Origin of the sequence: Chitinophaga varians (assembly GCF_014529945.1) — a bacterium.
GTDB classification, from domain to species: Bacteria; Bacteroidota; Bacteroidia; order Chitinophagales; family Chitinophagaceae; genus Chitinophaga; species Chitinophaga varians.
In genome coordinates, this window is record NZ_JACVFB010000003.1 from 475,272 (window position 1) to 499,008 (window position 23,737).

Annotated in this window: 16 protein-coding genes; 8 read left to right on the forward strand and 8 right to left on the reverse strand. The window is 51.7% G+C overall.

What is annotated here, in order from left to right; genetic code table 11:
• Positions 1-53: 53 nt before the first annotated feature.
• Entirely contained in the window at positions 54-1,076 is a 1,023-nt protein-coding gene (locus tag ICL55_RS16290; RefSeq protein WP_246496395.1) for a glycoside hydrolase family 43 protein, read from the reverse strand.
• Between the two features lie 187 nt (positions 1,077-1,263).
• Between ICL55_RS16290 and ICL55_RS16295 the strand changes: the two genes are divergently transcribed.
• The 3 genes from ICL55_RS16295 (at position 1,264) to ICL55_RS16305 (ending at position 7,683) form a co-directional block, all read left to right on the forward strand.
• Positions 1,264-4,428 carry a ligand-binding sensor domain-containing protein gene (locus ICL55_RS16295; RefSeq protein WP_188099124.1) on the forward strand — a complete coding sequence of 1,055 codons (3,165 nt, stop codon included), beginning with the start codon at positions 1,264-1,266 and terminating at the stop codon, positions 4,426-4,428.
• Positions 4,410-5,183: a response regulator transcription factor gene (locus ICL55_RS16300; protein ID WP_188099126.1), complete on the forward strand. Its 774-nt coding sequence runs from the start codon at positions 4,410-4,412 to the stop codon at positions 5,181-5,183. The genes ICL55_RS16295 and ICL55_RS16300 overlap by 19 nt, the downstream gene beginning before the upstream one ends.
• A 262-nt stretch (positions 5,184-5,445) precedes the next feature.
• Positions 5,446-7,683 (forward strand): monovalent cation:proton antiporter family protein, encoded by a 2,238-nt coding sequence (locus tag ICL55_RS16305; protein WP_188099129.1) that lies wholly within the window; start codon positions 5,446-5,448, stop codon positions 7,681-7,683.
• Between the two features lie 164 nt (positions 7,684-7,847).
• On the opposite strand, the gene acnA is transcribed toward ICL55_RS16305, so the two are convergent.
• Positions 7,848-10,574, reverse strand: coding sequence for an aconitate hydratase AcnA (gene acnA, locus ICL55_RS16310; protein ID WP_188099131.1), 2,727 nt, complete (start codon positions 10,572-10,574; stop codon positions 7,848-7,850).
• A gap of 187 nt (positions 10,575-10,761) precedes the next feature.
• Here acnA and ICL55_RS16315 point away from each other — a divergent pair, with 187 nt between their 5' ends.
• The gene (locus ICL55_RS16315; protein ID WP_188099132.1) at positions 10,762-11,595 is read left to right on the forward strand and encodes a class I SAM-dependent methyltransferase; all 834 of its coding nucleotides are present in this window, start codon (positions 10,762-10,764) and stop codon (positions 11,593-11,595) included.
• A gap of 52 nt (positions 11,596-11,647) precedes the next feature.
• Here the strand turns inward: ICL55_RS16315 and ICL55_RS16320 are convergent, their stop codons facing one another.
• Complete coding sequence (locus tag ICL55_RS16320; protein WP_246496397.1) at positions 11,648-12,664, reverse strand: MBL fold metallo-hydrolase; 1,017 nt, start codon at positions 12,662-12,664, stop codon at positions 11,648-11,650.
• Between the two features lie 57 nt (positions 12,665-12,721).
• A complete protein-coding gene (locus tag ICL55_RS16325) occupies positions 12,722-14,518 on the reverse strand; it encodes a chloride channel protein (protein WP_188099134.1) in 1,797 nt (598 codons plus the stop codon).
• A gap of 110 nt (positions 14,519-14,628) precedes the next feature.
• On the opposite strand from ICL55_RS16325, the gene ICL55_RS16330 reads away from it, so the two are divergent.
• Positions 14,629-15,306: a Crp/Fnr family transcriptional regulator gene (locus ICL55_RS16330; protein WP_188099137.1), complete on the forward strand. Its 678-nt coding sequence runs from the start codon at positions 14,629-14,631 to the stop codon at positions 15,304-15,306.
• Here the strand turns inward: ICL55_RS16330 and ICL55_RS16335 are convergent.
• Positions 15,303-15,647 (reverse strand): winged helix-turn-helix transcriptional regulator, encoded by a 345-nt coding sequence (locus tag ICL55_RS16335; protein ID WP_188099139.1) that lies wholly within the window; start codon positions 15,645-15,647, stop codon positions 15,303-15,305. The genes ICL55_RS16330 and ICL55_RS16335 overlap by 4 nt on opposite strands.
• A gap of 91 nt (positions 15,648-15,738) precedes the next feature.
• Between ICL55_RS16335 and ICL55_RS16340 the strand changes: the two genes are divergently transcribed.
• Entirely contained in the window at positions 15,739-16,740 is a 1,002-nt protein-coding gene (locus ICL55_RS16340; protein ID WP_188099141.1) for a quinone oxidoreductase family protein, read from the forward strand.
• Here ICL55_RS16340 and ICL55_RS16345 read toward each other — a convergent pair.
• Positions 16,724-18,037 carry a polymer-forming cytoskeletal protein gene (locus ICL55_RS16345; protein WP_188099143.1) on the reverse strand — a complete coding sequence of 438 codons (1,314 nt, stop codon included), beginning with the start codon at positions 18,035-18,037 and terminating at the stop codon, positions 16,724-16,726. The two genes, ICL55_RS16340 and ICL55_RS16345, sit on opposite strands and share 17 nt — an antisense overlap.
• Positions 18,038-18,090: 53 nt before the next feature.
• Between ICL55_RS16345 and ICL55_RS16350 the strand changes: the two genes are divergently transcribed.
• A complete protein-coding gene (locus ICL55_RS16350) occupies positions 18,091-18,987 on the forward strand; it encodes a cyclase family protein (protein WP_188099145.1) in 897 nt (298 codons plus the stop codon).
• Between the two features lie 387 nt (positions 18,988-19,374).
• Entirely contained in the window at positions 19,375-20,577 is a 1,203-nt protein-coding gene (locus ICL55_RS16355; protein ID WP_188099147.1) for an MFS transporter, read from the forward strand.
• A gap of 55 nt (positions 20,578-20,632) precedes the next feature.
• Here ICL55_RS16355 and ICL55_RS16360 read toward each other — a convergent pair whose 3' ends face one another.
• Positions 20,633-21,724, reverse strand: a complete 1,092-nt coding sequence (locus ICL55_RS16360; protein WP_188099149.1) for an acyltransferase family protein — start codon at positions 21,722-21,724, stop codon at positions 20,633-20,635.
• 118 nt (positions 21,725-21,842) lie between these two features.
• Positions 21,843-23,243: an RtcB family protein gene (locus ICL55_RS16365; protein WP_246496399.1), complete on the reverse strand. Its 1,401-nt coding sequence runs from the start codon at positions 23,241-23,243 to the stop codon at positions 21,843-21,845.
• Between the last annotated feature and the right edge of the window lie 494 nt (positions 23,244-23,737).

Sequence of the window (23,737 nt, forward strand, 5' to 3'; positions counted from 1 at the left end):
AAGAAACAGCCTCGCATGTGTAATCCATCATTTGTAATTCGTCATTGATTTTTTTATTCGCCGGCGGGCTTACGTTGTGGCTCACCTGCTTTCACCGGCTCACCGATCACCGGCAGCCCGTTGCTGTCCCAGGTGAGGCGCTGCATCCGGGGATTGCGCTGACCACCGCAGCCTTGTCCCGCGCGGGAGTTAGCGTGATAGATGATCCAGTCTTCTTTGCCGTTGGCCGATTTAAAGAAGCCATTATGGCCGGGAGCGAAAGCACCGTTTTCCGGTTTGCCTTTGAGAATGGGTTCCGGCATTTTGGTCCAGTTGGCCGCTACCATCGGGTCCGCATTCTTTTTAAGGCGCATCAGGCCGAGGGCGTAGTCGTCGGTCCAGCAGCCGCACACGGAGAATACGAGGAATACGTCCTGTTGTTTGTTGACCAGTATTTCCGGGCCTTCATTAATACCGTTTTTCTCCCAGGGATACCGGGGCGCAGCAATTTCCACGCGGCCGGAAGCCAGCGTCCACGGATTTTTCATGCGTGCGATGTAAAGTCGTTGCACATTGTCTTTCCCATTATGCCCGCTCCAGATAAAATAACGTTGTCCCTTATACGAAAAGATGGTGCCGTCGATGGCGAAGTAGTCGGCGGCAGTATCGCGGACCTGTCCTTTGCTGACCCAGGTGCCAGTAGTTGGGTCTGATGCTGTGTTCTCCAATACGAACGTATGTTGCGGATGTATGCTGTCAGAAGACCCTGCGGTGTAATAAAGGTACCATTTACCATCGAGGCGATGCAGCTCCGGCGCCCATATGTCGCGCGCATCGGGGCCTTGGGCCGGCGGTGTCCATACCACGGTGGCAGGTGCGGCCGCTAAGGCCGACATCGCCTTTGTTTTACGGAGAGTAATGTTATGCCCCGTTGTGGCCATGTAGTAATACACGCCCTTGTCCTGTATCACCCAGGGATCGGGGCCACTTGGCAGCAACGGATTGGTAAAGGTTGCGGCTGTGTCCGGCTTTATTGGCTGACAAAAGCCGGCCATCGTCAGTAAAAGATATAAGGGCAACAGGTATCCGCCTTTCATAACATAGATTTTGATTGATTTAAGCGTACAAAAAACACTTAAACTATTTTCCAAAGAAAAAGAATACCCGGCTTGATAGTACGCCTTTTCGTCTCAATCTTTTTACAAATCGTCTCATTTTTTGAAGGCAGACCTTGATTCCTCAATCGGAATGGATATTATTATCTTTATAAAAACCTTAGATTCTTTGCCGTTGCGTTGTATTGTCATTTTCCTATTGCTGCTTGCCGGCTTCCAGGCACCGGGCCAGTCTGTGAACTTTATACATTATCAGGTAGAGAACGGGCTGTCGAACAATGCTGTGATCTGCTCCTGGCAGGACAGGCAGGGATTCATGTGGTTTGGCACCAAGGACGGGCTTAACCGGTTCGACGGCTATACGTTCCGCGTATTCCGCCACGACCCGCAGCAGCCTGGCAGTATCGGCGGCAATTATATCTCGGTGATATGGGAGGACAATGACGGGCTATTGTACGTGGGCACTGACAAAGGATTGTACGCCTATAACCCCGCTACGGAACAATTCACTTCCATCAAAGCACAACCCGGCATTATCCTCGCCATCGACAAAGACCTCGACGGCAATATCTGGTTCAGCGACGACCTGAAACTATACCGCTACCATCCCCGCACCGGCGATCTGACGGCCCCGGCGCATTATCCACAGGCCAGCAATCTGTGCAGGGCCACGGATGGTAACATCTGGCTGACATCGCCCGAAGGGCAAATAGCCAGGTATGACAAACAAACAGACCGGTTTACGGCCTATCCCCTGTTCGACCACTCGCCGCCAACTACGTCCACCTGGATTACCCGGATGACCGCCACCGGCCCCGATACGATGCTCATAGGCACCACCACGCAGGGCCTCAAACTGTTCAATACCCGGCTGCATACCTATCAGGACCTGCTCACCCACACCGAAGAAGGCACGGGCACGTATGTACGCGATTTTCTGCGCCGCGGCCCCGATGAATACTGGATAGCCTCCGAGAGTGGTATCTACATCTACCATCCGTCTGATAACAGTTACATCAACCTGCGAAAAAAATACAACGACCCCTACTCTATCTCCGACAACGCCGTATACACGCTGTACCGCGACCGCGAAAACGGTATCTGGGCAGGCACCTACTTCGGCGGGGTCAATTACTTCACCGCCTCGTATACCGCTTTTGAAAAGTTCTTTCCCCGTACCGGCGAAAACGCCCTTGGCGGCAATGCAGTGCGGGAAATTTGCGCCGACCGCTATGGCCGGCTGTGGATAGGCACCGAAGACGGCGGACTAAACAGCATGGACACACGCAGCGGTAACATCACCCGCATCAGACCCCTGCCAGGCGGCGGTGGACTGTCACACACCAACCTGCATGGCCTCTTCGTTACCGGAGACACGCTATGGATAGGCACTTTCGAGCACGGCCTCGATCTCATGGATGTACGCAACGGTAAATTCATTCGCCACTATGCTGCCGGCAACGGTCCCTACGACCTGCGCAGCAATTTCATCTACAGCATCACGCAGGACCGCAAAGGCGATATCCTGTTCTGTACCTCGCGCGGGCTTTACCGCTACCTTCCTGACCGTGACGGCTTTGCCCTTATCAAAGAATTGCCGGATTATTTTTTCTACACCTGCGTGTATCAGGACAGCGAAGGCACTTACTGGGCGGGCACTACACGCGACGGACTTCATCACTTCCATCCCCGCACCGGCCGGAAAGGCGTATACCGCTATAGCCACACCGACAGTACCAGTCTGCCTAACAACCGCGTGGACCATATCTTTGAAGACAGCCGTCATCAGCTGTGGTTCGCCACCGAAGGAGGCCTGTGTCGGCTGGACAAAGCCACCAGCCGCTTTGTACGGTATACTACCCACAACGGGTTATTGAGCAATATGACTTATAATCTGTTGGAAGATGACCAGCACGATCTGTGGATCACGACTTCCAAAGGGCTGGCCCGGCTCCATCCTCCCACCGGTAACATCAAAGTATATACGAAAGCGAACGGGCTGCTCAACGATCAGTTTAACTACAACTCTGCCTATAAAGACAGTTGCGGCACCATGTACTTCGGCAGCGTAAAAGGGATGATACGCTTCCATCCCGCCAGTCTGCCTGCCGACAGCTATATGCCGCCGGTGTACCTCACCGGTTTTCAGGTATACAACAAACCCCTGCTGCCCGGCAGCCCTGCATTACCGAAAGCCGTCAACTACACCGATACGATTACACTCGCCTATGACCAGTCATCTTTCAGCATCGATTTTGCCGCGCTGCGTTTCAGTGCCCCCGAAATGACACCGTACGCCTACAAGATGGAAGGGCTGGATAAAGACTGGACTTACCTGGAAACGAACCGCAAAGCTGTTTTCACCAAACTGGCGCCCGGCACCTATCATTTCCTGGTGAAAGCTGCCAATAACAGCGGCCAGTGGACCACCGCGCCACGGCAGCTGACCATCCGGATACTACCGCCTTTCTGGGCCAGCTATCCCGCTTATGCGCTCTATATCGTGAGCCTGTGCAGCCTTACCTGGTTTATCATCCGGCACTACCGGCAGCGCAATCGCCAGCAGCAGCAGCGCCGCATGGAGCTGCTGGAACATGAAAAAGAAAAAGAACTGTATCAGGCTAAAATTGAATTCTTCACGCATATCGCCCATGAGATACGCACACCGCTGACCCTCATCAAAGGCCCGATGGAAAAGGTGATACAACGCTCCGGAGAAGTGCCGCAGGTACAGAAAAACCTGCAGATCATGGAACGCAACACCAACCGTCTGCTCGATCTCACCAATCAACTGCTCGATTTCCGTCGTACGGAAATCAACGGTTACAAACTCAATTTCGTGAAAGCAGGTATTGCGGCGCTGCTACAAGAGATACACCTGCAGTTCATTCCCGCCGCTGAACAGAAAGAGCTGCAATTTCGTATAACCCTTCCCGTACATGATTTCTTTGCTTACATCGACAGGGAAGCGTTTCACAAAATCATCAGCAACCTCGTCAGCAATGCTATCAAATACGCTGTCAGCGAGGTGTTGATTGAACTGCTGCCGGTCGGCCCGGAGGCAACCCATTTTACCGTGCGTATTCAAAACGATGGCACCCTCATCCCCGCCGAGATGAAGGAGAAAATATTTGAACCTTTTTTCCGTGGCAAAGGCGCCGACAATCAGCCGGGCACGGGCCTGGGCCTGTCCATCGCGCGGTCGCTCGCACAGCTGCATCAGGGTACGCTGGAACTGCAATACACAGACGATCGCCGTAACCTGTTCGTACTGACATTACCTATACACCAGGAAATAGAATTTAATCTCAGCAAATGGAAAAGCATCTCATAACCCGGCCACAGCTGCTGCTGGTAGACGATAATCAGGAAATCCTTGATTTCATCGCTGACGACCTGCAGGACAAATACCACATCGTTACCGCAAAAGACGGCGTCACCGCCTTGCGGATACTGCATGACAGCGCCATCCAGCTGGTCATCAGCGATGTGATGATGCCGGAAATGGACGGATTTGAACTATGCCGCCAGATAAAATCCGCTGTGGAATACAGCCATATCCCCGTGATACTGCTCACCGCCCGCAACACCCTGCAAGCCAAAATCGAAGGCCTCGAACTGGGCGCTGACGCCTATATCGAAAAACCTTTTTCCCCTGCCCATCTCGAAGCCCAGATCGCCAGCCTGCTGCGCAACCGGCAAAAGGTACGTGAGCACTTCGCCGCCGAACCGGCCGTACCTATCCGCAGCATGGCCATCTCCCGCGCCGATGAAGCCTTCCTCGACAAGCTGCACGAGATCATCCTCCAACACCTCACCGATGTAAACCTCGATGTGGAGGTACTCGCCGACAAAATGAATATGAGTCGCCCTACCCTGTACCGTAAAATAAAGGTCATCTCCGACCTCACCCCGCATGAACTGATCAACCTCACCCGCCTGAAAAAAGCCGCCACATTGCTCGACAGCGGGTATTATAAAGTCAACGAAGCCGCAGAAATGACCGGTTTTGCGTCGTTGAATAATTTCAGCCGCAATTTTCAGAAACAGTTTGGCATGCTGCCTTCGGAGTATCTGGGGAAACGATAATATTGTCAGATTTCAAGGAGATAATAGGAATATTTTCGATTATCTCCTTAAAATCTGACAATTTTTGATCTTTTAAAGATCACCCCCTAACTATCATCCACCCTGTATCTCCCCTTTAACATTTCACTTGTCAACCCCCTGAAAAAATAATATATTAGCGAAGTTCAGCGATTCAACAATTGGCTTTAACACATTATGCCGGCACGTTTATACGCGCTGACATAACCGTACATTACGCAATCTATAAATCGATTTTTACTGTATGCATCTACCGAAATTGATTATTGACCTGGCATTGATTCTTGGAGCGGCCGGTATTATTACTTTATTATTCAGGCGACTGAAACAGCCCATGGTATTGGGTTATATCATCGCCGGCTTCATCGTGGGCCCTAATTTTCACCTTTTTCCCTCCATCAGCGACGGGGAGAGCGTGAAGATATGGTCTGAGATAGGCGTTATCTTTTTGTTATTTTCCCTCGGCCTGGAATTCAGTTTTAAAAAGCTGATGCGTGTAGGAGGCACGGCGGCGATTACCGCCTTTACAGAGATTGCCTTTATCACTGTGGCCGGGTATTTCACCGGTCAACTGATGGGCTGGAGCACGATGGACAGCCTGTTCCTGGGCGGTTTGCTCGCCAGCTCGTCCACCACGATCATTATCCGTGCTTTTGAAGAACTGGGCATCAAGAAAAAACCATTTACCAAAATTGTATTTGGGGTGCTGGTGATAGAAGATATTGTGGTGATCCTGTTGATGGTATTGCTTTCTACCATGGCGGTGAGCAAGCAGTTTGAAGGCTCCCAGATGTTGTTCACCATCGCCAAACTCCTGTTTTTCCTGGCGGTATGGTTCCTGGCAGGCATCTTCCTGCTACCCACTTTCCTGAAAAAAATGGAGAAATATATGAACAGCGAAACGCTGCTCATCCTCAGCATTGCACTCTGCCTGGGTATGGTGATACTGGCCACACAGGTAGGTTTCTCCGCAGAGCTGGGCGCCTTTATCATGGGCTCCATCATCGCGGAAACCACTTCTTCCGAAAAAGTAGAACATCTCATACAGCCGGTAAAAGACCTGTTCGGCGCTATTTTCTTTGTATCCGTGGGGATGTTGATCAACCCCGAGATGATCATCGAATATCGCTGGCCGGTACTGTGGATTACCTTGCTGACTATTTTCGGCAAATTCATCAGCACTGGTGTAGGCGCGCTCTTGTCTGGCCGGCCCTTGAAAGAGGCCGTGCAGGTAGGCATGAGTATGGCACAGGTAGGCGAGTTTGCCTTTATCATCGCCACGCTGGGCGTCACCCTCGGTGTGACCAGCGAGTTCCTCTTCCCGGTGGCAGTGGGCGTTTCCGCGGTCACCACGTTTACCACGCCGTACATGATCCGTTTCTCTACGCCCATGTACAACTGGCTGTCGAAGATCATCCCGGAGAAATGGCTGCTGGCGCTCAACCGCTACTCTGCCAGCTCACAAACCCTTCAGGCGGAAAGCGACTGGCGCATTGTGCTCAACGCTTACCTGAAAGTCATCATCCTCAACAGCGTGGTACTGATCGCCATCATTCTGCTCAACACTTACTATGTAGGACCTTTCATTGCGAAATACGTGGAAAACCAGTTGCTGGCGAAGCTGATAGCCGTTGTACTGGCCATCGCCATGATGGCCCCGTTTATTTCCGCGCTCACCATCAAAAAAGTACAGGGCAGCGCTTACAAGGCGCTCTGGCTCGATTCCAAATATAACCGCGGTCCGCTCGTGGTAGTGGAAGTGATCCGCAACGTGGTGGCCGTGCTACTGGTAGGGTTCCTGCTCAATCAGTTCTTTCCCTTCTGGCAGGCGTTACTGGGCACCTCGATCGTAATGGCAGTGGTACTGCTGGCATTACGGCAACAGCTACAGAAATATTACAGCCGCATTGAACACCGCTTCCTCTCCAACCTCAACGCCCGCGAGGAAGCAGATGCCGCAGCAAAGAAAACACCGGCTGCCGACCTGCTCCCCTGGGATGCACAGGTGTCTGAGATAGAAATCAATCCATGGTCGTCCCTGATCGACACGCCCCTGGTAGACCTCCAGCTGCGGGAGAAATACGGTATCAACGTAGGCGCTATCAAAAGAGGTAATATCACCATTTATGCGCCTACCCGGCAGGAAAAGCTGTTCCCCCATGATGTGATCGTGGCCATCGGCACGGAAGCGCAGCTGGAAGAATTTAACCGCGTGGTGAACACGCTCGTGGTGGAAAGGAGCGACGACATGGCAGATGACAATGTAGGCCTTACCAGCATCGTGGTAGACGAACACAATGGCCTGAAAGGACAGACCATCCGCAGCTCCGGCATCAGAGAAAGAACCAATGCGCTGGTAGTAGGTATTGCGCGCGGCAGCGAACGTATCCTGAACCCGCCCTCCGATATGGCTTTTGAATGGGAAGATGTAGTATGGCTGGTGGGCGATCGAAAGAAGATATCGGAACTCGTCAAGAAATAGTCTCGCAAAGGTGCAAAGCAGCAAAGAGCGCAAAGATTTTTTTTGAGAATAAGAAAGCAAAGGGGCGAAGATCAAATCTGATCTTCGCCCCTTTGCTTTCTCTGCTCTCTTATATTGTCTTTGCGCTCTTTGCTGCTTTGCGCCTTTGCGAGAGCCAGCGAGCACTATGCCTTCTTCAGAAACGCTCTCAGCACATATTGCAGGATACCACCGTTTTTATAGTACTCTATTTCAATAGCAGCATTCAGGCGGCATTTAGCCTGGAAAACAACCGCCGGTCCACTCGCCGGTGTAGCCGTTACCGTTACAATTTTTCCGGGCGTCAGGTCTTCCGCGATGCCGTTGATGGAATAGGTCTCTGTACCGAAAAGGCCCAGCGACGCGGCAGTTTCGCCGTTCACATATTCCAGCGGCAGCACGCCCATACCCACGAGATTACTGCGATGGATACGTTCGTAACTTTCCGCTATCACCGCTTTCACGCCCAGCAGATTAGCGCCCTTGGCGGCCCAGTCGCGCGAAGAACCGCTGCCATACTCTTTTCCGGCGAGGATGATCAACGGCACCTTCGCAGCGGCATATTGCATGGCCGCATCGTATACCGGTAACACCATGCCCTGTGGCATCAGGGTGGTGAAGCCGCCTTCTTTGGGCGACAACGCATTTTTGATACGCACGTTGGCAAACGTTCCCCTGATCATCACTTCATGATTACCTCTGCGGGAACCGTAAGAGTTGAACATCTTGGGATCGATGCCTCTGTCGAGCAGGTATTTACCGGCAGGGGTGTCCGCTTTGAAGGAACCGGCAGGTGAGATATGATCGGTGGTTACGGAATCACCCAGCATCAGCAGCACACGCGCATCAACAATATCTTCCGCGGCAGACGGCGTGTCTGGCAGATTGTAGAAAAAAGGCGCTTCTTTGATATAGGTAGAATCGTTGCTCCAATGGTAATCCTGACCGGTAGGCGCCAGCAATCCTTTCCACTGGTCATCGCCTTCAAAGATCACCGAATAGGTATTTCTGAAGTCTTCCTGTTTCACCGCGCCGGCAACGGCTTCGTTGATTTCATCCTGTGTAGGCCATATGTCCCGCAGGAACACCGGCTCGCCATTAGGATCATAACCCAGCGGATCATTGAGCAGGTCCACATCTACACGGCCGGTGATGGCATATGCCACTACCAGCAGCGGCGATGCCAGGAAGTTCATCTTCACCTGCGGATGTACACGTGCTTCAAAGTTACGGTTGCCCGACAACACGGAGGCTACAATCAGACTGCCTTTGTCTACCGCCTCCGCGATATGTGGCGGCAAAGGGCCACTGTTACCAATACACGAAGTACAACCATATCCCACCACATGGAAACGCAACGCTTCCAGTTCATAAAGCAAACCGGAACGTTTCAGGTATTCGGTCACTACGCGGGACCCCGGGGCCAGACTGGTTTTCACCCATGGCTTCACGTACAGGCCGCGGCTGATCGCTTTTTTGGCTACCAGCCCCGCTCCGATCATCACACTTGGATTGGAGGTATTGGTACAGCTGGTGATGGCAGCAATAGCAATCGCACCATCACTCAGTACATATTCTTCATTTTTTAGTTTGATGCGCACCGACTTCAGATAATCCACTTCCACCGCCACTTCTTCGGTATGCTTCTGAATCTCGTAGGTAAAGGCCGTACCGGAACCGCCTTCATACAGCCAGGCAGTATCGCGACGTTTGCCTTCCGGCGTGTACATCCTTTTGAACTCTTTGTTCAGCAGCGACTCAAACTCCGAATGCAGATCTTTCACCAAAATCCGGTCCTGTGGCCGCTTAGGGCCGGCCACGGCCGACTGTACCCTGGTGAGGTCCAGCTCTATCACGTCAGAATAGGTGATATTTTCATTACCATGACGCCACAACATATTTTCCTTGCAATAGTGTTCCACATGGGCCACCACTTCTTCCGCGCGATTCGTGCGCCGCATGTATTGCAATGTTTGTTCATCGATAGGGAAATAGGTCACTGTACAACCAAATTCCGGCGACATATTGGAGATAGTGGCCCTGTCGGGTACCGAGAGATGGTCCAGCCCATCGCCAAATACTTCCACAAATTTATCGACCACCCCATATTTGCGCAGTAGCTGCGTGATGGCTAACACCATATCCGTAGCGGTAACGCCCTCACTCAGTTGTCCCGTTAGTTTCAGGCCTATTACCTGCGGACAGGAGAAATAAATCGGTTGCCCGAGGATGGCCGCTTCTGCTTCGATACCACCTACGCCCCAGCCCAATACGCCGATACCATTCACCATAGGGGTATGTGAGTCGGTGCCCACGAGCGAATCGGGGAATATCCATCCATCGCGGGAGATCACGCCATGTGCCAGGTACTCCAGGTTCACCTGATGGCAGATGCCCATACCTGGTGGCACGACCGTAAAATTATCGAAAGCCTGTTGCGCCCATTTAAGCAGCTGATACCGCTCTTTGTTACGCTCATACTCGTAAGCCACATTTTTCGTGTAAGCGTAGTCTGTAGCGAAAAAATCAACCTGTACGGAGTGGTCCACCACCAGGTCTACCGGGATGGCCGGATTGATTTTAGCGCCGTCTTTTCCTCTGCGGATGACTTCCGCCCGGATCGAGGCAATATCCACTACGGCCGCCACACCGGTAAAATCCTGCATCAGCACACGCGCCGGCTTAAAAGGAATTTCCTTGTCAGGCGGTGTAGGCTGCCAGTTGACCAGCGTTTCCACATGTTCATCGGTGATAGCGAAATTGTCGTGGTTACGCAATACGTTTTCCAGTAAGATCCTGATGGAGAAAGGTAAACGGGATATCTGCCTGCCGTCCTTTTCCAGTTTGCTGAGAGATGCTATGCGTTCCTTCATATGCTATATTTTTATCATTTACGAATGACGAATGACGGATGACGAATGAAGGATCTGCTTATAGAGAGCTTAATTGGTAACCGTCCTGATAGTAAGCCCTCCATTCGTCATCCGTAATTCGTAATTGTTCTAACTGCATCTTCAATGCGCACGTAAGCCTTATATTCATTAAAAATAACCAATTCTGATGACCCATAAGTTAAAAGTTCCGGATACTTCCAGACTAGTGCTGGAACTGGCGGTCAAGGTTTATGACAGTCCGCTGGAACTAGCTTATATCGATGCAATTGACTTCACTGAAACCAGCCGTTTTTTCCGTGATTTCAGCCGCTCCTATCCACCGGCTGCAGAGACCTTCTATTACCGTAAATGGGCCGTCCGGGAAGCGATACGTCACCGTATGGAACAATTTCCTGTTCAACAGGTGCTGCTGCTGGGCGCAGGACTGGACCCGCTATCATTGTACCTGTTGGAGCACTATCCCGGCCGGATCAGCCGTATACTGGAAGTAGACAACGGGTATATCGAAGAGAAGAAAAAAATCTATGAAGAAATATTACATATAACAGGACCGCTATATTTCCTGCAATGCGATCTGCATAATCTAAAGCAGTTGGAGGTAATGTTGAAACAACACGGATATGTGGCCGAAGAGCCGGCCATCATTATCTTTGAAGGTATGCTTCCTTATATGAGCAATGAAGAATGGGTGCAAATCATGCAGTTGTTGATGACCCCACAACAGCATCATCAGTGTATTTTCGATTTTCTGCTGGCGCGATCTGAAATACCGGACAGTTATCTTGTCTACTACCGTAATGCGCTAAATGTATTGGAAAGCTACGTTAATACCACTTATAATAGCAACACTCGTCAACAGATCCGGGAACTGGTGGCACGTATGGGCCGGCTGGAGAGAATAGAACCACTCCACGAAATAGAGAAAAAGCTGATGGGTGAAAATCGTCTTTTTCACCAGCCTGATCATGGTATCCTGGAAATGGCCATCTTCAATTTATAAATAACCCAATGACTAAATGACTAAATGATTAGATGATTAGATGACTAAATGTTCAGAGATGCCACCATTGCAGATGTGGATAACTCTCTCCTACGATCACCTGTTCACCGATCATCGGGGTGGTGACTGCCAGCCCTTCTACCGCAGCGGCGGCCGTTACCCTTGCCGGTGGCTCGTTCCACGGATGATTCGCTAATGCGAACTTTGCCCAGTGTACCGGCATCAGCACCTTGGCGTCCAGGTCAATGGCTGCCTGTACCACCTCTTCCGGTGTCATGTGAATATAAGGCCACGCATCATCATACTGGCCGCATTCCAGGATAGCCAGGTCAAAAGGCCCGTGTATTTTTCCTATCTCCCGAAAATGATCACCATAACCGGAATCTCCACCCAGAAACAACGTATATCCATACAGGTGAAACACGAACGAAGTCCACAGGCTGCCGCCTCTTTTCAGGCCGCGACCGGAAAAATGACGTGCAGGCGTTGCCGTTAGTGACAGCTCATCGGATAAATGTATGGTATCCCACCAATCCATCTCTGTAATTTTACCATCGGCAGGGCTACCACAGGCCATCAGGTCTTTCCCTACGCCCAGCGCGGTATACACTGCTTTGGTGGAAGGCAGCAGGGCTGCGATCGTTTTTTTATCGAGATGATCATAATGATTATGGGTGACGATCAGGATGTCGATCGGTGGCATATCAGCAGCGGTATAGCCGTTACTGCCGGGGAATGCCTTGATGGTAAACGGCATCGGTGAGGCCTGACCGCTGAAGACCGGATCTACCAATATGTTCAGGCCGTTGATCTGTATCAGGTAAGAAGAATGTCCAAACCAGGTGATGACCGGCTTGAAGCCAGCCACCGCCCCCAACGGCACTTTCACAGCCGGCAGCGGCTTAGATGGACGGACAGTGGCCGGCCGGCGAAACGCCTGCTTTAGCATACCGAAATAAGATATGTCCTCCGATTTCATGGGAGTAGGCGCCAGGTTATGGAACGTTCCGTTTTTAAAGTTCCGGGATTGTAAAATCCGCTCCCTGGTAGTCAATGGTTTCTGCTGCATGGTGGTAAATTCCGCAGCAAAAGTACCATATTTAGGCACATGAAAAACGAGCGCCGGTTATCTCACAAGCAGGCGTTTTCCGCGTGCCATCAGCCGCAACAGGCGGGTATTGCCGAAGAAGGCAGAATGATATCTCGCGGACGCCAGTTGTCTTTCACTGTAAGTATGCATGATCGCCGCGGCTGTCACCATGCCCTTCAGCCGGTTGTCTTCTATCACCGCCAATACGCTCAGCTGATATTTCTCCAGCATCTGCGCCACCATGTTGATATCATCGCCGGGCAACAGGAACGGCGCTGTACGCGATACCAGTTGGGTGATCAGCGTATTTTCGTTGGCCGCCAGCAACTGCTGCCGGTCGAGATACCCGGCAAAACGGCCATCTGTATCGGTCACCAGCAAGTGCTGTTGATAATAAGCGTGATTATCCAGCAGGATGTTCACCTGTCCTACGGTGAAGGTATCTTTCACCATCATCTCCGGCTGCACCGCTACCATCGCAGCGTTGATCTGCTGCATCACATCGGGGATATATTCTTCCGGCGCATGAACGCCCCGGCGGCGGATCTTCTCCGTCATGATAGAGCCTTTCATCAAAAAGAAAGAGACAAAGTAAGCCGTGGTACATGCGCCGATCAACGGCAGCAGTCCATGCGGCTGGCCGGTCGTTTCCAGCGCAAATACAATCGCTGTCAGCAATGCGCGCGACGCACCGGCAAACATGGCCGCCATACCGATCAATGCGGCCGTAGCCAGATTAATGCCACTGCCCGGAAAGAGCTGTAGCACGATTACTCCCATCAGCGCGCCAAAAGCACCGCCAATGGTGAACAACGGCGCCAGCGTACCACCGGAAGTACCGCTGCCCAGCGAGATCACCCACGACAGATATTTCAACACACAAAGGGACAACATCAGTGTTACCGTCACATCTCCCGTTAGCAACGTCTTGATATTATCATACCCCACCCCCATGGTATGCGGCGCGAAATAACCAATCACCCCCACGGCCACAGCACCCATCGCCGGCCACCACATCCAGTGGACAGGCAAATGCTCAAACATATCCTCTACCCAATACACAGAACGGGACACCAGCGCGGCCACTAGGCCAATGGCGGCGCCCATGAGCACATAAGTCACCAGCGCCATGTCCGATACCACCGGAACAGGCGGCATCGCAAATACCGGATCGTTGCCAAACAACAACAGATGCATGCCCGCGCCGGCGATACAGGATAAAGCCACCGGAATCACCGAACGGGGAGAAAACTCAAACAGCAGCAGCTCTATCGCCAGCAGAATAGCTGCCAGCGGACTACCGAAGATGGCAGACATGCCGGCGCAAGCGCCCGCTGCCAGCAATACTTTCCGCTCCGCAGCAGAAATATGGATCACCTGGCCGGTAAACGATCCCATGGCGCCCCCGGTAGCGATGATAGGGCCTTCCGCACCAAAAGGGCCACCCGTACCAATGGAAATAGCGGCTGACAGCGGTTTTAATAAGGTGATCACCGGCGGTATCCGGCTTTCATTCAAAATGATGTTCTCCATCGCCTCCGGAATACCATGCCCACGGATCGCTTTGCTGCCAAAACGCGCCATGACGCCCACAATAAGGCTACCCATAACAGGCACCAATATCACCACCCAGCCCAGATGATGGCCTGCCGGGCCCCTCTCTTCAAATGAAAACTCACCATAAAACGACAGATTGGTGATCAGGCTGATCAGCAATACCAGCCCCTTGGCCACAAAGCCTACCAGGATGGCGTTGAGCAAAGCCTGCATGCTCAGGTAAAATACTCTTCTCGATACTTTTCCGGCCTTTTCAGGCCTGTTTATATGATCCATGAAATGAAAAATGATAACCAGAAATAAAAATCACCACAAAAATATGATTCAAATCATATTAAACAGCATTTTTTCTTTAAAAACATCGAAAAAGTATTACTATTGCAACCATGAAGAAAAACAGGGCCTGCGATCTGAAGACATGTTTCTTATGCCAGCATGCTATTCCGGAATGGTTGGCTGCGGTGGCCGCCCACCGGCAGCATCAGTCGTTTAAAAAGGGGGAAATACTGTTCCGCGAAGGAGATCCGGCCACCGGCATCTATTTTTTATATGAAGGGAAAGTGAAAGTGCATAAACAATGGGGACCGGAAAAAGAACTCATCATCCGGCTGGCAAAGAAAGGCGACATTCTCGGTCATCGCGGCTTTGGCAGCGAACAACGCCTCTATCCGGTATCTGCCACGGCCCTGGAAGACGGTACTTTCTGTTATGTGGACAATACTTTTTTTGAAGCCTCTCTCAAAGTAAACCCCGCCCTCACCTACCGGCTCATGCAGTTTTATGCCGCGGAATTACAGGAGGCAGAAAAGAAAATGCGCAACCTGGTGCACATGGACGTGAAAAGCAGACTGGCAGATGCGCTGCTGGAAATAAGCCGGGTATATGGGCACAAACAATTTACGATCAACCGGCAGGACCTTGCTTCGCTCGCCGGCACCACCTACGAAACGATCTATCGTATCCTACAGGATTTTATCCAACAACGGCTGATTGAAGCGGAGGGGAAATCCATCACTATTTTACAGGAAAAAAAATTACAACAGCTGCTAACAGCTGCCTCCTAGTCCGCCCGTTTATCATACCACTCCGCCAACTCATCCAGAATAGGCAATACCGCAGCTCCCTTATCCGTGAGGCTGTAATCCACCCGCACCGGTACTTCAGGGATGATGGTCTTGGTAAGCAATCCTTCTGCTTCCAGCTCCCGCAGCTGCCGTCCCAGCACCTGGTCAGACACCGGCGGCAGTACCTGTTTCAATAAACTGAAACGATTCTTCCCTTCTGAAATATGAATCAGCACCAGCGCTTTCCAGCGACCTGAAAGGATTTCCAGCGCCCCGGTGATACGGCACACACTGCGCAGAAATTCCCGGTTAGCTGCATTGGAGGATGTTTCTTTAATCATAATACCACTCATTTTTTTGTGAGTAACGCTCAATTATCCCGGTTATTGGTCACCATGACCCAGCCCCTTAGCTTTACCCAAAATTAAGGACATGCAGGCAATTGTATTAAACGGATTTGGAGACGTAGGTCAGTTCCGGCAAACAGCACTACCTACTCCCGTTTATAAGGAAAATGAATTACTGATCGAAATTAAAGCAGCTGCTTTTAATCCGATTGATTATCAGATGCGGCAGGGCCGCCGCGAAAGTCAGCATATGCATTCTCCGGTGCTGGGACGGGAACTGGCCGGCATAGTGGTGGCAGCAGGCGCACAGACAACCGGCTTTCTTCCGGGGGATAAAGTGATCGCTGCGGCCGGCAGCAAAGGATCTAACGGCACCTATGCTACGCATATCGCGCTCAATTACCACATGGTGGCGCCGTTGCCGGCAGCATTGCCTTTTACTACGGCCACGGCTATCCCGTCGGCCGGGCTCACCGCCTGGCAAACCTTTAAGCGGATACATGCCCAACCGGAAGAGCTGCTTTTCCTCACCGGCGGCGCCGGCGCTGTAGGCAGCTTCCTGATCAAACTGCTGAAAACACATGGCGTCCATCAGTTGTTCACCGTTGCCGGCAACGAACAAAGCAGGGCCGCACTGGAAACACTGGGCCTTCCGGCCGCACACATACTGGACTACCGGCAGCCCAACCTGACACAAAGATTGCTGGAGGCCACCGGACAACGGCATTTCGACTGGGCGGTAGATATTGTGGGAGGAAGCGTCTCCGAAACGGCAGCGGAGGTAATAGGGCTTAACAAAGGGTATGCAGACATCACTTTTCTTGGAACGTCCCGCACCCGGGAACTGTTGTTCGACAAAGGCGCACATGTGCTCAACATCTCCAACTATGCCTATGCCGTGGCCAATCAACTGTCATGGTACGGCCAAAACCTGCGGAAACTGGCCGCCCTGCTCGATAATGGCGCCATCACCCCGCCTGCGGTGCAGGTAGTGGGCCGCTTCAGTGAAGACACCGTGCGGCAGGCACATAGCATGATGGAAAACAACCAGACCTATGGCCGCAAACTCGTCATGACGATGGAGTAGACGGGTTCCCATTCAGCCGGGATATTTTCCGGGCAAAACGTTCGTTGAAAGCGTTCCACGCCTCTGCGTATTCCGGCTTATCATAACGCTGCCGCGCATACGCATAGGTAGCGGCTGACAGATGCCAGTTGAAAATATTTTCGAGGTATTTGATATCATCAGCCATGACGCGCTCCAGCACTTTCTGTTTGGACACGCCGGATTGCTGACAGTACCTGTCCAGCCACGCACCGCGACCGGCCTTCACGTACAACACCAACATATCTTCCGTCATAAAAACGATGGGCACATGTTCCATCTGCCAGTCAGACACTTTGATCACATTACACAACAGCGCATGCTCGTAGAACCGCTCCGGAATATCATACTTCAGAATGGCGCCGTGTTTGGCCGCGAGGTAACACAACTCCCGGGTGATCAGCTCCGGCGGCAGGTAACGCAACGCTTTGCCATCCCGCTCCGCCGCAACTGCGGCCAGTTCCGGCGTAATAGCGCCCGGCGGGAAATATTGCAGCGCTGCCACACTGTAAGCCATCGCTTCGTCGCACAGATTGGCAGTACGCATTTCCATCGGCACCCGTTTCAGGTCTTGGTAGTTGCGGCGTACTTTGTTGCGCCAGTATTCAAGCGTTCTTTGCACCGGCGCGATCACACTCTCCCCTGCTGCAAGATCGCGGCGTATTTCCTCGAAATCAGTCGTCAGGGGATTGTTGAGCAACGCACGCAGGTTCTCCGAAATTACCGGATCACCGTCTTCAGACTCACCGCATTCATTGGCTTCGGGGCTTTCAGCATCGCGGTCATTATAATAAAACTGGCTGATCTCTTTACGGAAAGGCATGATGTGATAGTCGTCCACGATCATAATGGGAGCGATGAAAGTGCCATCACACTTCATCCAGCCATGGTTATAATGCAGCATGATCACTTCTTCCACACGGACATCGCCTTCCACGCGGGTGGGCGCGCCGCCCACCATAAGATTGCGGCAGGTGAGATTGCCGGCTACATACAACACCGAGCCATAATCGCCCGTTTCGTTGAGGACACCGCCATCCACCGTCAGGTTACCGATGACGGCAAATCCCAGCGGAGGCCGGCCATCCGGCATATTATCCAGTCGGTCCATATCAATGATCAGGTCGCCCGGCAAATGCAGATCACCTTTATGCACATAGAAATAACCATCTGTTCCAATCATATCCATAAAAGCTTCTTCACTTTCAAGGACTTTTATCTGTATCTGATGCTGGTTCAATGCCTCTTCAGCAGTGAGTATCTGAAATTCTCTAAGCATGGTGCTAATATCGTACATTTATAAACGTCTCAAAACGGGAAAATTATCAACCGATGAACAAAAGAGTAAAATTTGATTTTGATATCCGCTTCACCAACGGCGGCGGTATCAAAGGAGAAGATTTCCGGCTGGATATCGCCGGCGACGACATCTCCGACAAAGAACTGGCAGACTATATCGTAGCAGACATGCGCCTGCTGATGGTAGGCGAAACCCGTATCCTCAACAAGGAAATCCTTACGGAACCGCATAAACGAAAACCAGTCAGCTCCGACGCCCCCAACTACCTCGTAGACCTGAGCCACGCGATCGAACACGGGCTCGTCACCTATAAAGGGCTGCCTGCCCCCGTAGTCTGCGATTTCCTCAGCCGCGAAGCCTCCGCCGCCCTGTATGACGGCGATACCACCTTCCAGATCGGAAAAATAGAAATGGTCACCAATACCGGTACTTACATCGACTGCCCCTTCCACCGCTTCGCTGATGGAAAAGACATGTCGGAAATGCCACTGGAACGTTTCGTCGACCTGGAAGCCATCGTCATCCGCGTGCCTCACGAACAGGGCCTCGCCGTTACCGCCGACAGGCTGCGTAACCACGAGATACGCCATCGCGCCGTCCTCGTACACACCGGCTGGGCCACCCACTGGAACACGCCCGCCTACTACGAAAACCATCCCTACCTCACCGCCGAGGCAGCCGAATACCTGCGCGACTGTGACGTGAAGCTGGTCGGCATCGACTCCCACAACATCGACAATACCCAAGGCCGCAGCAGACCCGTACACACTACCCTCCTGGGCGCCGAAATACTCATCGTAGAACATCTCTGCCACCTGGAACTATTGCCGGAGCAAGGTTTCACCTTCAGCGCCGTACCACCAAAATTCAAAGGCGTAGGGACGTTCCCCGTACGCGCCATGGCGAAATTGAAAAAATCAATTGAATAACGGGGCGGTTAAATCGATGATGCGATTGCCCGCATTGAATTCATAAACCCAGGGCTCACGCCCTGGGCTACGATGTTATTCAAATTCCTTTACAGCGATGATGTTTTATGGATAGGGATGTTTGCTTCTATGTGGAAGCATCTGAATGAATTTCGGTATGACGGAAGGTTCTGCGATTCACCATTTGAAATTCGGGGATACATAGATTTATAAAGATATCCGACGAAAAAAAAGCCTGAACAACAACGTAGCCCAGGGCGTGAGCCCTGGGTTTTATGGTTTTATCGTTTTATCGTTCCGGGATATCGCAGAATTCATCCAACATCTCCCGGATTTATCTAATTTTACATTCCTCATAGCTCTTCAAAGAGATGTGTACGATCACAGATGTTCATAGAGATACCGCAAGCTAGCGAAGCCAACGCGCGACAATACCGGACAGCCGTTTCCGTTTTCTTTTTTATCTCCGGTCTGGGTTATTCCACCTGGGCATCCAGGATACCTGCTGTACAACAGCAGCTTCACCTCAACGAAGCGCAGCTGGGACTGGTGCTGCTGGCATTGCCCATCGGGCTGATGTTGACCATGCCCGTTACCGGTAAACTGCTGGGCAGTTTCAGCAGCCGTAAAATCATGGTGATGGGGGCGCTGTTTTTCAACGTGGTGCTGAGCTTTCCGGGTTTCACCACCAGCGTATGGCAACTGGCGCTTACACTGTTCTGTTTCGGTTCGTCCCGCAATCTGCTCAATCTCTCTACGAATACGCAGGCCGTGCAGGTGCAGCATATGTATCCCAAATCCATCATGACCACCTTCCATGGTATCTGGAGTATCGCCGGTTCCACCGGCGCCGGTATCGGTTACCTGATGGTATCCCTGCAGGTGGCCCCCTCATGGCATATGCTGATGGTGAGTGTGCTGCTGTTGGCCTTTACGCTGTACTACGGGCCACGTGCCTATCCTGATCAACCGGTGCCCGATCCCGTAAAAAAACCGGCGTTTTCGTTGCCCGGTAAGTCGCTCCTCCGTTTTTCCTTTATCTGTTTCGCCTGCATGGCCACTGAAAACACCATGTATGACTGGAGCGGCATCTATTTCCATAAGGTGGCCGGTGGTACCGCCACCGCAGCTACCGCATCCTTCATGATATACATGGCCGCTATGACCCTCGGCCGTTTTGTGGGCGACCGCCTCGTGGCGGAGATGGGCATCAAAAACATGCTGTCTTACAGTGGATGGCTGATTTTGAGCGGCCTTGTGCTGACCATTTTCCTCCCACATCCGGTGATCACCGCTATCGGCTTTGTTTGCACCGGACTGGGTGTTTCGTGTGTGGTGCCGCTGGTGTTTAGTCTCGCTGGTAAATCCCGTGATGCCAACAGTGGACAGACGCTGGCCTCCATTTCTACCATTGGTTACCTGGGATTTCTGGTAGTGCCGCCACTGGTGGGCATTGTAGCACAGGCCACCCATCTTAGGGTTTCTTTTAGCCTCATCGCGTTATTTGGGTTGCTGATCATATTAATGGTGAGGGGTCTCCCCGAAAGCCAAAAAGAAGCCCCGGTAACCGATACCGGGGCTGATTCATAGGGGTTTCTCAGATAGCTATTCGTTTTACGATCTTTTTATATCGTTGGTGATCTCTTTATAATTTGAAAAATATCTTTCGCTTGTACAGCCAGTAGCACAGGCCCCACTCCAATGCCAGTACCGTGAGGGCAGACAGGATTTCCCTGTATTCTTCCGGCATGCCCAGCATAGAGGTAAACCCTTTTACAAAAACACCTGTGGTGGGATTCAACCACTGGGCGCCGACCGTTTCAAAAAACAGGTAGATGAAGATGGCGTTCATACCCGCTACAGTAGCTACCCAGGCGTAACGCACATATCCCCGCACGTCGGCCAGCCAGTAGAACAATGCCATGATAAGCATTACCCAGCCACCGGATGCCAGCACAAAAGAAGCGGTGCTGATTCGTTTAATGATCGGCGTTATACCCGCCGCGTCCAGCCCAAAACCAGCCACCAGTCCTACCACACCGGCTATTGCCAATACACCCGTCTTCTGTAACGGTGTTTTAGGACCTGTCAACAGTTTCCCTGCCAGTACCCCCCAAATGGTGTGGGCTGCCGTAGGGATACAATTAACCGCGACCCATCCATCCGGGTTAATTTTTCCCATCAGGACCGTATCCAGGTAGGCACCGAAATTGTGCCCTTGTGTAAAAGCATCCTCGAATCCAGGTAAAAGAATAAAACGATACATACTATCAGTGGCAAGGAGCAGCAACAGGCTGACCACCAGCTGAAATACTACAGAACGGCGAATAATCAGATATGCAATGATCGTGGTTACGGACAACTGCGTGAGCACATTCCACAACTCCCAGACTAACCTGCCCGCATATACGCAATGTAATGCAGTACCGAATATAAATAATTTCCCGCAACGCCACGCAATATGCTTAAAATTTTGTTGCCAGCTGATACCCTTTTCCGATTTGGCCTTCCAAGATAAATACATGGCTGTGCCGGCTATGGTCATAAAAGCCGGCTGCACCAGATCCCACGCCCGTAGCCCGTTCCATGGATGATGGAAAAACTGTTGCATAAACGTATGCCATAAACCGTCGGAGGGCAGACTGTCAAGTGACCAGTACAGATGTGCGCTTTCCGCTGCCAGTAGAAGCATGATGACTCCCCTCATCATATCGAGGGATTGTAGTCGTTGGGTCATAGGTTGACAATAAGTCCATTAAAATAAATATTCTTTCTCATATTTACCAGTACCCCGGGAAAAAGAACGGGTCAGGGTATGCTGCCCCTGACCCGTTCCACCGACCTAACGTCAGCGGCTATTCTTTATTCATCCGCACAATAACAGGCATAAAACGCCCTTCCACACTCACCAGCTCATGCTGTGCGTCCATCACCCGTTCGATATCCTTATAGGCGAGCGGATTTTCCTCTACACTGCCGCCAATCAGGGTCACGCCTGCATTGGCCACCATTTTATTCAGCGCCGATACGGTCATTTTCTCGCGGGCCTTAGAGCGGCTCATTGCTCTGCCGGCGCCGTGCGCAGCGGAGTAAAGCGCCTGCTCCACCCCTTTGCCGCGCACCAGATAGGCAGGCGTGGTCATGCTGCCAGGGATAATGCCCAGCTCGCCGGCATGCGCCGGGGTAGCACCTTTGCGATGAATGATCACTTTCCGTGTATCCGTCAGCGTTTCCTCCCACGCAAAATTGTGGTGGTTTTCGATGGTAGCCAGACTTTTCAGTCCGGCCGCCTTCGCCAGATGGCGATGGATCTGCTGATGGCAGGCACGGGCGTAATCGCCCGCCAGGTTCATGCTCAGCCAATACTCCTGCCCCGCTTCACTGTTCATGTCCAGCCATGCCAGCTGCTGCGCGGAACGCGGCAGTTTGCAGGTATCCATCGCTATTTTCGTATAGTGCTGAGCGATAGCAGCGCCTAAACCGCGGCTGCCGGAGTGCGACAACAACGCGAGGTACTGCTTCGGCGGTAATGACAACGAGTTGTTCTCCTCCAGCGTCAGCAGCCCAAACTCCACGAAGTGGTTGCCGCTGCCGGATGATCCCAGCTGCCGCACCGCCTTGCCATGCAAGCCTTTGAGCAGCGCGGTATCGCGGAATTCAGGCCTGTCCAGTACCGCATGCTCCTGGCGGAATTCCAGGCCGCCTTCCATTCCGAAATGGGTGTATTCTTTCATGGCCACTTTCAACTGATAACTGTAGCGCTTCAGGAAACTCTCCCCTTCGTCGAACAGGGTGAGCGCCATGCGGCAGCCGATATCCACGCCTACCGCGTAAGGGATCACCGCCTGTTCGGTAGCCAGTACGCCGCCTACCGGAAGGCCGTAGCCCATGTGCGCATCAGGCATCAACGCGCCCTGTACCGTGACCGGCAACGACATGGCCATGTCCATCTGTTGACGGGCAGCCTGTTCTATCTCTTTGCCACCGTAAACCTTCAACGGCCCTGTTGTGGCAAGCAGGTCAAACGCCTGAAAATGACGCTCCTTCGGCTGGTCAGCGAAAATAGCCGCTATCTTTCCCAGCACTTCATCCTGTAAAAAATCAGCCGGACGATCTTTAATATCTGTCAACAGCTGTATAATGGCGGCTTTATCATGATGTTTAAAATGCCGCGCCATAATATTGATCACCAGGCTCCTGGCCCGGTCATCGGTATAACCGATTTTACTCAGTTCTTTCGTTTTTATACCAGACAAAACGTAATTATTTAGATATTTTGATATTGGGTTATTATTTACGGCTACCTCACTGCAAAGCCATTGCAGCAGACGAAAATACGCTGTGCGTGGCAACAAAGGAATCATGCCTATATGACCTGAAAGGGCATACCATTAGCATTCAATACCATGTTAAAAAAGCAGGAAATAACCGGTAAGGCCGCCTGTTAGGCGACAATTGCAAGGGGCGATATGTGGAGATGTTCTGTCATGGGTAGTTCGTTTTAACAGCTGAGAAAAACGAATAACGCCGCAAAGATAGCATATTTTAACATTTTATCATTTAAATCATTTAGTTATTGGATTTACGGATTTTGGAATTTTTTGATTTTGGGATTTAGATAAATCGAAGATCATGTTATACTATACCAGGTTGATCTTCATCACAAATTCCAAAATTCCAAAATCAAAAAATTCCAAAATCCGTAAATCCAATAACTAAATGAAAAAATAACCCAATGCCTAAATGCAAA